Source organism: Intestinimonas butyriciproducens, assembly GCF_016901775.1.
GTDB lineage: Bacteria > Bacillota > Clostridia > Oscillospirales > Butyricicoccaceae > Pseudobutyricicoccus.
In genome coordinates this window covers 57084-65755 of the sequence record NZ_JACJKW010000018.1, presented here as the reverse complement: position 1 = coordinate 65755, position 8672 = coordinate 57084, and the positions used below count along the sequence as shown (strand labels likewise).

General features: G+C 61.8%; 4 protein-coding genes. 2 read left to right on the top strand and 2 right to left on the bottom strand.

All coding sequences use genetic code 11. The features are described from left to right. The first annotated feature begins 331 nt into the window (after nt 1–331). Nucleotides 332–1552 (top strand): metal-dependent hydrolase family protein, encoded by a 1221-nt coding sequence (locus tag H6A25_RS10235; RefSeq protein ID WP_204752028.1) that lies wholly within the window; start codon nt 332–334, stop codon nt 1550–1552. 983 nt (nt 1553–2535) lie between these two features. On the opposite strand, the gene H6A25_RS10230 is transcribed toward H6A25_RS10235, so the two are convergent. Beyond that, complete coding sequence (locus H6A25_RS10230) at nt 2536–3105, bottom strand: dipicolinate synthase subunit B (protein ID WP_204752031.1); 570 nt, start codon at nt 3103–3105, stop codon at nt 2536–2538. 301 nt (nt 3106–3406) lie between these two features. On the opposite strand from H6A25_RS10230, the gene H6A25_RS10225 reads away from it, so the two are divergent. Further along, nucleotides 3407–4444, top strand: coding sequence for an AbrB family transcriptional regulator (locus H6A25_RS10225; protein WP_204752027.1), 1038 nt, complete (start codon nt 3407–3409; stop codon nt 4442–4444). A gap of 526 nt (nt 4445–4970) precedes the next feature. Here H6A25_RS10225 and H6A25_RS10220 read toward each other — a convergent pair. Next, a complete protein-coding gene (locus tag H6A25_RS10220; protein WP_204752026.1) occupies nt 4971–8672 on the bottom strand; it encodes a phosphoribosylformylglycinamidine synthase in 3702 nt (1233 codons plus the stop codon).

Below are 8672 nucleotides of genomic sequence, written 5' to 3'. Positions count from 1 at the left end.
AGCTGAATCATTTGCCTGGCTTTGCAATCCCCCCTGCATGGCCCTGCCATGCTGTCCCCCCTTTGCACAAGGGGGGCTGCGGTGCTCCCGCGCTGGGCAACACAACCAGGGCCGGTTGTGTCCACTTGGCAAGGATTGCACGCCGGCCCCTACCGGTGCTGGCTCGCCAGCACCGGAGCACAGGAGCAAACAGCGCATCCCCACCGGAGACAGGAACGGGACCAGCGTCACGCTGCCGTCCGGACTTTGCAAAGCGCGTTCAATATGTTATACTGTTTTTCAGTGGGGAAATACCCCCCAAAAAAACTAGATGCATTGGAGGATGAACGCCATGAAAAAGGCTGTCAAATGCGGCAAGCTCTTTGATTCCATCAGCTGCAAGGTTCTGGAGGACAAAGTGGTCATTATTGAGGATAAGACCATTTACGATGTGATCGACCTGCGGGAGTTTGCCCAGGAGCCGGATATGGAAGTGATCGACCTTTCGGACAAATTCGTCACCCCCGGCCTCACCGACCTCCATGTCCACAGCGGCATGAACGGCGAAGGCAATGACCGGATGGACCTGCTCCATCACACCCCCGCTGAGCTGACCCTCTATTCCCTGAAGAACGTGCAGCAGGACCTGTATGCCGGCTTCACCACTCTCCGTGACTGCGGCAGCCAGGCTTTTGTCAGCGTGGCCCTGCGGGATGCCATCAACAAAGGGGATTTTGAAGGCCCCCGGATGTTTGTCTCCGGCTACTCCCTGGGCTCCACCGGCGGCCATGCCGACAGCCACTATGCCCCCGGCGTCACCTGCACTGCCGAAGAGCATCCCATCATCGACGGCCCCGACTCCGCCCGGAAGGCCGCCCGTTTCAACCTGAAGAATGGCGCGGATTTCCTGAAATTCATGTCCACCGGCGGCGTGATGAGCAAGGGCACCACCCTGGGCGCCCAGCAGCTGTGCGACGATGAGATCGCCGCCATCATCGAGATCGCCAACCTCTATGGCGTCCACACCGCCACCCATGCCCACGGCACAAACGGCATCAAGGCCGCCGTCCGGGCCGGCGTCACCACCGTGGAGCACGGCATGATCCTGGACGAGGAAGCCATCCAGCTGATGCTGGAGCACGGCACCTACCTCACCCCCACCATCATTGCCGCCGAGCGCATCTGCGTCAAGGGCCCGGAGATGGGTCTCACCCCGTGGATGGTGGAAAAGGCCAACCAAGCCCTGTCCCATCACGAATGGGGCTTCCGTCAGTGCCTGGAAAGAGGGGTGCCCATCACCTTCGGCACCGACTCCGCCACTCCCTATAACTACCACGGCAAGCAGGGCTATGAGTTCGAGCTGCTCCAGCGTTTCGGCATGGACCCCCACAAGGCTCTGGTGGCCGCTACCATGACCAACGCCAAGGTACTGGGCGTGGACAAGACCCAGGGCAGCGTGGAAAAGGGCAAGGTGGCCGATCTGTGCGCCTGGTCCTGCGATCCCATGGAGGATGTGAAGACCATGCAGAACTGCCTCTTCGTTATGAAGGAAGGCGTCGTCGTCAAACACTAGTCCGGTGTCCGGACAGCCAAAACTCTCTGAAGGCTGTATGCGTTGTCAGGCCCCGCTGCTCCGGGTGTGATAAACCATCACCCGGAAGGGGCCAGGGTGCAGTCCTGGCCAAGTGCATAACAAAAAAGCCTCCCTCTCGGGAGGCTTTTTATATAGGATAGGTCGGTTGAACCCGCCCGGGCAAAGAAGATACGGCTGTCCGGCCACCGGACCGGCTTGCGCCGCCGGGGGGATTGGCAGCGTGCCTCCGCTCCCAAGGGGTGCTCCCGCACCCGATCACAGCACCCAGTTAAATCATTTGCCTAGCTTCACAATCCCCCCTGCATGGCTTTGCCATGCTGTCCCCCCTTTGCACAAGGGGGGCTTTTCTTTGCCCTGCGGCATTGGGCCTGCCCAGCACAGTATGGGTCCAGCGTCACGCTGGGTGGCGAGCCGCCACGGCCATACTCTCCCCGGCTTAATGCGTTGTGACCCTCGGTGCTCCGGCTCCGCCGGAAAGGGCCGCTTTGCAATCCTGGCCAAGTGCATAACAAAAAGCCGGTTGAATACACCCAGGCAAAGACGCCCCCCTTGTGCAAAGGGGGGTGGCGGCTTGCGCCGCCGGGGGGATTGGCATCGTGACGCCGCTCCCAAGCAGTGCTCCCGGTCCCGTGTCGGGACAGCCAAGCGGTGCTCCCGCACCCGATCACAGCACCCAGTTAAATCATTTGCTTAGCTTCACAATCCCCCCTGCATGGTTTTGCCATGCTGTCCCCCCTTTGCACAAGGGGGGCTTTGCTTTGGCCTTCTGCATACAACGAACCAAAGCAAAGGACAGGAACGGGTCCAGCGTCACGCTGGTCCGGTGGCCGGACGGCCATACTTTCTCTGCCCTGGCAAACACAACCGGCAAAGGCAAAGAAAGTTATGGGTCCAGCGTCACGCTGGCCCAGCGGCTTTCGCCGCTGGGAAGAAGCCTGGGGTGACACCCGCCGCAGCGGGTGTTATGGCACTATTGGTTGTATCTGCTCCCCTTCCAGAGCCTTTTCCAGGGTATCGGGGATGCGCTCCATCAGGGCCACCATGCTCCGGGGCTTTTTCATGGGATCGTCCTGGGCAAAGGGCACGAAAAACACATCCCGGCGGCATAAAAGCTCTCCGATGTTCCGGGAAGCGGCCCCCAGAGCGTCGTTGGTGGACACCGCCAGCACCAAGGGCCTGCCGCCTCTCAGATGGGCCTTGGCCGCCATGAGCACCGGGGTATCGGTGATGCCCAGGGCCAGTTTGGCCAGGGTGTTGCCGGTGCAGGGGGCGATGACCATGATGTCAAACATCTTTTTGGGCCCGATGGGCTCGGCCTGTACCACCGTGGTGATGCTCCCCCTCTGGCAGATGCCCTCCACCGCCGCCCGGAACTCGGACGCCTTGAAAAACCGGGTATCCCACTCCCGGGCCGCCGGAGACAGCACCGGATAGACCTGGTTCTCCTTGGCCAGCTCCTCCATCACCGGCAGAATCCGGTGGAAAGTGCAAAAGGAACCGGTGATCCCAAAGCCGATGTTCTTGTTTTTCATCATCCATTTTCCTCCTCCCAAATGGTGTGCAATGTATCCCGGATGGCCCGGGCCGCGCTGCGCGGCGCGTATTTTCCCGGCAGGCCCGGGGCTTTCCGGCAAAGGACTCCCTGTTTCTCCAGGGCGGAAAAGTCAGCCCCCCCTGGATTTTTCACCCAGGGAATTTCTTCCGTAAATTTTGTGTAAATTGCTATGTTTTCCTGCTATTTTGCCAAATTCTCAGGGATTGGGCCCCCTTTTCCCTGCCTTGTGCTATACTGGTAACAGAAACAAATTCACTGGGAAAAGAGGAAGATGCCCTATGCCAACCTTTCTGCTCACCGTGGCCGTGGCCGCTCTGGGAGGCTTCATCGGCCGCAAGCTGCGCCTGCCCGCCGGCACCATCATCGGCGCCATGATCGCCGTGCTCATCATGAACATTCTGTGGGACTGCGCCAATGTGCCCGATCCCTTCCGGCCCTATATCCGCATCATGGCCGGGGTCTATATCGGCACCCGCATGAGCGCCAAGGATGTGCTCAGCCTGCGCTCCATCCTCCCCGCCACCATCATGATGGTGTTCGGATTGATTTTCCTCAATCTGTGCGTGGGCATCGGCATCAGCGCCGTCAGCCAGCTGGACCCCAAAACCGCCCTTCTGGCCGCGGCCCCGGGAGGCATCCAGGAGATGACCCTGGTGGCCGATGACCTGGGGGCCGATGCAGGCCAGGTGGCCATCTTGCAGACGGTGCGGGTGATCTTCGTCATTGCCTTTATGCCGGTCTTGCTCAAGCGGGCGGCAAGCCACGGTTCCCGCCGGGAGGTAACCCCGGTGGACCCTGCTGCCCTGCCCAAAGAGAGCTATTCCAAAAAGCAATACCTGGCCCTGGCAGTGGCGGGGCTGATTGGCGGGTTGCTGTTCAATGCTCTGGATATCCCCTCCGGGGCCATGATCGGGGCCATGCTGGGGGCGATGGTGCTCACCTTTTCCGGTCACCGGGTGCAGCTTCCCAAGAATTTCCGCAATGTGACCCAGACTTTCAGCGGGGCCATCATCGGCTCGGGTATGGGCATGGCGGAGGTGCTGGGGCTACGGCAGGTGGCCCTGCCTGCGGTGATACTGGTGCTGGCCCTGGCCTGCATCAATCTGATCGTGGGGTTCTCGGTGTCCCGGTTCGGCAAGCTGGGCCTGACCACTTCCCTCTTTGCCTCGGCCCCCGGTGGGGTGAGCGATATGTCCATCATCGCCGCCGAGCTGGGAGCCGACCCGGCCAAGGTGGCCGCCATGCAGACCCTGCGCATGATCGTGGTGGTGGCATTGTTCCCCACCCTCACCGACCTGGTGGCCCAAATTTTGTAACGGAGTGGTCCCGTGTCGGGACGGCCAAAACTCGCTGAAGGCTGTATGCGCTGTTTGCTCCTGTGCTCCGGTGCTGGCGAGCCAACACCGGTAGGGGCCAGCGTGCAATCCTGGCCAAGTGAACACAACCGGCCCTGGTTCGATTGCCCGGCGCGGAAGCGGTCCGGTGGCCGGACACCCATACTCTCCCTGGCTTGATGCGCTGTGACCCTCGGTGCTCCAGGGGTAGCAAGCCACCCCTGGCAGGGACAAAATTACAATCCTGGCCCAGCACACAACAAAAAAGACCTCCCCTTGGGGAGGTCTTTTTCTGCTTTATACCTGGTTCGATTGCCCAGCGCGGCAGCGGTCCCGTGTCGGGACGGCCAAAACTCGCTGAAGGCTGTATGCGCTGTTTGCTCCTGTGCTCCGGTGCTGGCGAGCCAACACCGGTAGGGGCCAGCGTGCAATCCTTGCCAAGTGGACACAACCGGCCCTGGTTCGATTGCCCAGCGCGGCAGCGCAGTATGCCAGCGGAGGCACTCCGCTAGAGGGAGTAATACCGGACAGCGCCTTCGAACAGCTTCTGGTCCTTGTGGCCGGGCACATTCTTATAGAGATTGTCGCCGAAACGCTCGGTGTGGCCCATCTTGCCCAGCACCCGTCCGTCGGGGGAGGTGATGGCCTCGATGGCGCAGAAGGAACCATTGGGGTTATAAGCCACATCCATGGTGGGCTTCCCTTCCAGATCCACATACTGGGTGGCGATCTGTCCCTTTGCCGCCAGGGTATCCAGCAGGCTCTGGGGAGCCACCAGACGGCCTTCGCCGTGGGAAATGGCGATGGTGTGCACATCCCCCACCTCGCTGAGCATCAGCCAGGGGGACAGGTTGGAGCAAACGGCGGTGCGCACCAGACCGGACTGGTGGCGGCCGATCACATTATAGGTCAGGGTGGCATCCTCGGCTGTGGTGCGGCGGATCTCGCCATAGGGCACCAGCCCCAGCTTGATCAGGGCCTGGAAGCCGTTGCAGATGCCGATCATCAGGCCGTCCCGCTCACGGAGCAGCTTGTGCACCCCTTCGGTCACCTGGGGATTGCGGAAGAAAGCGGTGATGAACTTGGCGGAGCCTTCCGGCTCGTCGCCGCCGGAGAAGCCGCCGGGAATGGCGATGATCTGGCTTTTTTCCATGGCCTTCACCATCCGCTCCACCGACTGGGTCAGCTGGGAAGCGGTCAGGTTGCGCAGCACCAGAATTTCCGGCTCGGCCCCAGCCTTCTGGAAGGCCCGGGCGGTGTCATATTCGCAGTTGGTACCGGGGAATACCGGGATGAGCACCCGGGGTTTTGCCACTTTCACAGCCGGGGCCTTGCGTTTTTCCGTCTCAAAGCGGAAAGCGGGCACAGTCCCCTCTTCCTTTGTCTTTTCGGGGAACACCGGCTCCAGAGTGGCCTTCCAGGCCTCTTCCAGGGCGGAAAGCGGTGCTTCTTCCCCGGAGGGCAGGGTGATGCTGGCATTCATCTGGGTATGGCCCACCAGCGTGCCCACCATGGGAGCATTCTCGCTGAGCTCCAGCACAAAAGCGCCCCGGCGGGTGTCGAACACACCCTCAAAGCCCTTGTCAAAGGCAAAGCCCAGGCCGTTGCCGAAGGCCATCACAGCCACAGCAGCGCCCACGCCGCCGAAGGAGGGCACATAGGCACTGCGCACCAGGCCCTTGCCAATCAGGTCTTCCACCTGCTCCAGGGTATGGCGCAGGTCCTTTTCATGGAACAGCCCCTCCTTGTTCTGGGGCGCCCCCAGCAGCACCACCCGGCTGCCCGGCTGCTTGAACTCGGGGGAGATCACCCGGTCGGTGCAGGCGGGAGCGATGGCGAAGCTCACCAGGGTGGGGGGCACATCGATTTTATCAAAGGAGCCGGACATACTGTCCTTGCCGCCGATGGCGCCGGCTTCCAGCTGCTTCTGGGCCAGCAGAGCGCCCAGCAAAGCGGCCATGGGCTTGCCCCAGCGGGAGGGGTCCTGGCCCATCTTTTCAAAATACTCCTGGAAAGTCAGGTAGCAATCCTTATAGGAAGCACCGGCGGAAACCAGCTTGCACACCGACTCCACCACAGCCTGATAAGCGCCCCGATAGGGGCTCTTTTCGCTGAGGAAGGGATCGAAGCCATAGGCCATCACCGAGCAGGTCTTGGTCTCCTTGCCGTTTACCGGCAGCTTGGCCGCCATCACCTGGGTGGGGGTCATCTGCCGCCGGCCGCCAAAGGGCATGAGCACGGTGCCCCCTCCGATGGTGCTGTCAAACCGCTGCACCAGGCCCTTCTGGGAGCACACATTCAGCCGGCCCAGCACCTTTTTGTAGTTTTCGGCGGTGGGCTCGGTGGCTTCCTCGTGCAGCTCTTCCGGCGCTTCGATTACCACATTGATGTGCTTTTCGGCGCCGTTGGACGAAAGAAACTCCCGGGACAGGTCTACAATGGTCTTGCCCTGCCAGTGCATCCGCAGACGGGGCTCCTCTGTGACCACGGCCACCACAGTGGCTTCCAGGTTCTCCTTCCCTGCCTCTTCCAGGAAGCGGGCCTCGTCCTCTTTGGCGATGACCACCGCCATACGCTCCTGGCTCTCGGAGATAGCCAGCTCGGTGCCGTCCAGGCCCTCGTACTTCTTGGGCACCTTGTCCAGATCCACATCCAGGCCGTCGGCCAGCTCGCCGATGGCCACCGACACGCCCCCTGCGCCGAAGTCGTTGCACCGCTTGATCATAGCGGTGACATCCTTGTTGCGGAACAGACGCTGAATCTTCCGCTCTTCGGGGGCGTTGCCCTTCTGCACCTCGGCCCCGCAGGTCTCCAGGGACTCCACGGTGTGGGCCTTGGAGGAACCGGTGGCGCCGCCGCAGCCGTCACGGCCGGTGCGGCCGCCCAGCAGGACGATCACATCCCCAGGAGCCGGACGCTCCCGCCGGATGTTCTCCGCCGGAGCCGCGCCCACCACAGCGCCGATTTCCATGCGCTTGGCCACATAGCCGGGGTGGTAAAATTCATGGACCAGGCCGGTGGCCAGACCGATCTGGTTGCCATAGGAGCTGTAACCGGCCGCCGCCGTCTGGACGATCTTCCGCTGGGGCAGCTTGCCGGGCAGGGTTTCCTCCATGGGCTTGAGGGGATCGGCTGCACCGGTGACACGCATGGCCTGGTACACATAGCTGCGGCCAGACAGGGGGTCCCGGATGGCGCCGCCGATGCAGGTGGCGGCCCCGCCGAAAGGCTCGATCTCGGTGGGATGGTTGTGGGTCTCGTTTTTGAACATGAGCACCCAGTCTTCGCTGCCCTCCTCGGTCTCCACCTTCACCTTGATGGAGCAGGCGTTGATCTCTTCCGACTCGTCGATCTCGGGCAGCTTGCCCATCTTTTTCAGGTACTTGGCCCCGATGGTGGCAAGGTCCATCAGAGTGACGGGCTTTTTACTCCGGTTCTGGTAGACGATCTCCCGCAGGCCCTCATACATGCCGTAGCTCTCTTTTGCTCCGGCGTCGCGGATGTCCACATCGTCAATGATGGTGGAGAAGGTGGTATGACGGCAGTGATCGGACCAATAGGTGTCGATCATGCGGATTTCGGTGATGGTGGGCTCTCTTCCCTCTGTGCGGAAATAATCCCGGCAGAAGCGGATGTCCCCCAGGTCCATGGCAAGGCCGTATTTTGCGATAAACTCTTTTAGCCCCTCGTCCTCCAGCCTGGTGAAGCCTTCCATGGTCTCCACCATCTGGGGGGCCGGGTACTGCACTTGCAAGGTGTCAAAGGCGTCCAGCGTGGCCTTGCGGCTTTCCACCGGGTTGATCAGGTACTTCTCCACCTTTTCCAGCTCCTGCTGGGAAATCTCCCCTTCCAGAGCATAGAGCCGGGCGGTGCGCACGGCGGGCCGCTCCCCCTGGGAGACGAACTGGATGCACTGGGCGCAGGAGTCGGCCCGCTGGTCATACTGACCGGGCAGATACTCGGTGGCCAGCACGGGGCCGCAAAGCTCCGGCAGGGTTTCATAAGCGGTGTCCACCTGGGGCTCGGAAAAGACGGTGTCGATGCACTGATCGAACAGCTCTTTGCCGATGCCCTCCACATCGTAGCGGTTGAAGAGCCGCAGGCCGGTGAGGCCCGTCAGGCCCAGCAGCCCTTGCAGCTCCTCCAGCACATGGCGGGCTTCCTGGTCAAAGCCCGGCTTTTTTTCCACATAAACTCGATAAACGGCCAT